This is a genomic window from Ideonella sp. P3_A4, from assembly GCF_056403075.1.
On the sequence record NZ_JBFUGE010000710.1, the window covers coordinates 1 to 2,851 of the forward strand.

Here is a 2,851-nt window from a genome sequence, read left to right on the forward strand (position 1 = left end):
GCCAAGGTCAAACAGGGGCTCGTCACCGGCAACCCGGTGCGCGCCGAGATCGAGAACCTGGCGCTGCCCGAAGTGCGCTTCGAGGGTCGCAAGGGCCCGCTGCGCATGCTGGTGGTGGGCGGCAGCCTGGGCGCCAAGGTGCTCAACGAAATGGTGCCGGCCGCACTGGCGCAGATGYCGCTGGAGCGCCGGCCGATGGTCATGCACCAGACCGGCATGGCCCACCTCGACGAGGTCCGCGGGCGCTATGCAACGCTCGGCGTGCAGGCCGAAGTGCAGCCCTTCATCGACGACATGGCGAGCTACCTCGAGGCCTGCGACCTGATCGTCTGCCGTGCCGGTGCGATCACCGTCAGCGAGCTGTGCGCGGCTGGCGTGGCCAGCGTGCTGGTGCCGCTGGTGGTCAGCACGACCGCGCACCAGAAGGACAACGCGGCCTGGATGGCCGATCGTGGGGCGGCACTGCATTTGCCGCAGGCCGAGCTGACACCTCAGCGTCTGGCCGAGATGCTGCAAGAAATGGACAGGGGGAAATTGCTGGCGATGGCTCAAAAGGCGAAAGCGCTGGCGCGTCCACAAGCGGCTGCCAAAGTGGCCGATGAGATCGAAAGGATGACGTCATGAAACATGCCGTCAAACACATCCATTTCGCCGCGAACGTGACGAAGCCGCCGAAGGGTTGGCGCTTGGTGGAGGGCGCAGCATGAAGCACGCCGTCAAGCACATCCACTTCGTYGGCGTTGGCGGCGCTGGCATGAGCGGCATCGCCGAGATCCTGCACAACCTCGGCTACGTGGTGTCGGGCTCCGACCAGTCGGACACGCCGACCACGCGCCGGCTGGCCGAGCTCGGCATCCGCGTCACGCATGGGCATGAGGCCTCGTACATCACCGGCGCGCAGGCGGTGGTCATCTCGACGGCAGTGAAGGGTGACAACCCCGAGGTGATCGCGGCGCGCGCGCACCGCATACCGGTGGTGCCGCGGGCAGTGATGCTGGCCGAGCTGATGCGCCTGAAAAAGGGCATCGCGATCGCCGGCACGCACGGCAAGACGACCACCACCTCGCTGGTCACCAGCGTGCTGGCCGAGGCCGGCGTCGACCCGACCTTCGTGATCGGCGGCAAGCTGAACTCGGCCGGCGCCAACTCGCGCCTGGGCTCGGGCGACTTCATCGTCGTCGAGGCCGACGAGTCGGACGCGTCGTTCCTGAACCTGATGCCCATCCTCAGCGTCGTGACCAACATCGACGCTGACCACATGGACACCTACGGCCACGACTTCGCGAAGCTGAAGCAGGCCTTTGTCGAGTTCGTGCACCGCATGCCGTTTTATGGCGCCGCCATCCTCTGCGGTGACGACCCCGGCGTGAAGAGCATCGTGCCGATGATCTCGCGCCCGGTCATCACCTATGGTTTCGGCGACGAGGTGCAGGTGCGAGCGGTCGATGTGCAGGCGCTGCCGGGTGGCCAGATGCGCTTCACCTGCGAGCGCCGCAACGGTGTCGCGATGCCGCCGCTGGCGATCACGCTGAACCTGCCGGGTGAGCACAACGTGCGCAACGCGCTGGCCGCGATCGCGGTGGCGACCGAACTGGAACTGGCGGACGAGCCGATCGTGCGGGCGCTGGCGCAGTTCAGCGGCGTTGGCCGGCGCTTCCAACGCTATGGCGAACTGATGGCCAAGGAAGGCGGACACTTCACGCTGATCGACGACTACGGCCATCACCCGGTCGAGATGGCTGCGGTGATCGCTGCGGCGCGGGGCGCCTTTCCCGGACGGCGTTTGGTGTTGGCCTTCCAGCCGCACCGCTACACCCGCACCCGCGACTGCTTCGAAGATTTCGTCAAGGTGATGGGCCAGGCCGACGCGGTGCTGCTGACCGAGGTGTACCCGGCCGGCGAAGCACCGATCGTCGCAGCCGACGGCCGCGCGCTGGTGCGTGCGCTGCGCGTGGCCGGCAAGGTCGACCCGGTGTTCGTCGACGACGTGGCCGAGCTGCCGGCCGAGATCTGCGGCTTCGCGCGTGACGGCGATGTGGTGATCGCGATGGGGGCCGGCTCGATTGGCGCGGCGCCGGCGCAGGTGGTCGAGATGGCGGGGGGCGCCGCATGAGCATGAGCGCAATCGATGTGAAGGCACTCGGCAAGGTCGCGGTGCTGATGGGCGGCGATTCGGCCGAGCGGCCGGTGTCGTTCATGTCGGGCAATGGGGTGTTGGCCGCGTTGCGTTCGCAAGGCGTCGATGCGCATGCGTTCGATCCGTTCGAGCGCAACCTCGAAGCCTTGAAGGCCGAAGGCTTTGAACGTTGCTTCATCGCACTGCATGGTCGCCACGGCGAAGACGGCACGGTGCAGGGCGCGCTCGAGTTGCTGGGCATCCCGTACACCGGCTCCGGCGTGATGGCCTCGGCGATCGCGATGGACAAGGTGATGACCAAACGCATCTGGTCGTTCGCCGGCTTGCCCACGCCGCAATGGAAATTGCTCGGTGCCGGACAGCATGGCCGCGAGGTCGTGCGCACGGTGCCCGATGACCTCGGCCTGCCGCTGATCGTGAAGCCGGCACGCGAAGGCTCGTCGTTCGGCGTCAGCAAGGTGGCGGGGTACTCCGGGATGCTCGAGGCGGTGAGCCTCGCCGCACAATTTGACTCCGACGTGCTGTGCGAAGAATTCATCGACGGCGAAGAGGTCACCTGCCCGGTGCTGGGCGAGGGTGACAGTGCTGTCGCGCTGCCTGTGATCCGCATCGTCGCGCCCGACGGCAACTACGACTACGAGCACAAGTACGTGTCCAACGACACGACGTACCTGGTGCCAAGCGGTCTGCCGGCGCGCGAGGAAGCCGAGATCC

General features: G+C 67.1%; 3 protein-coding genes. All 3 read left to right on the forward strand.

Translation table 11 applies throughout. From position 1 onward, the window contains the following. Positions 1-624 (forward strand): glycosyltransferase (locus tag AC1DYI_RS31545; protein WP_477208058.1); only part of this gene is annotated, 624 nt, incomplete at its 5' end. Positions 625-703: 79 nt separating this feature from the next. Then, a complete protein-coding gene (gene murC, locus AC1DYI_RS31550; RefSeq protein ID WP_477208059.1) occupies positions 704-2,113 on the forward strand; it encodes a UDP-N-acetylmuramate--L-alanine ligase in 1,410 nt (469 codons plus the stop codon). Positions 2,114-2,115: 2 nt separating this feature from the next. Further along, a partial coding sequence (locus tag AC1DYI_RS31555) for a D-alanine--D-alanine ligase (protein ID WP_477208060.1) occupies positions 2,116-2,851 on the forward strand: 736 nt, incomplete at its 3' end.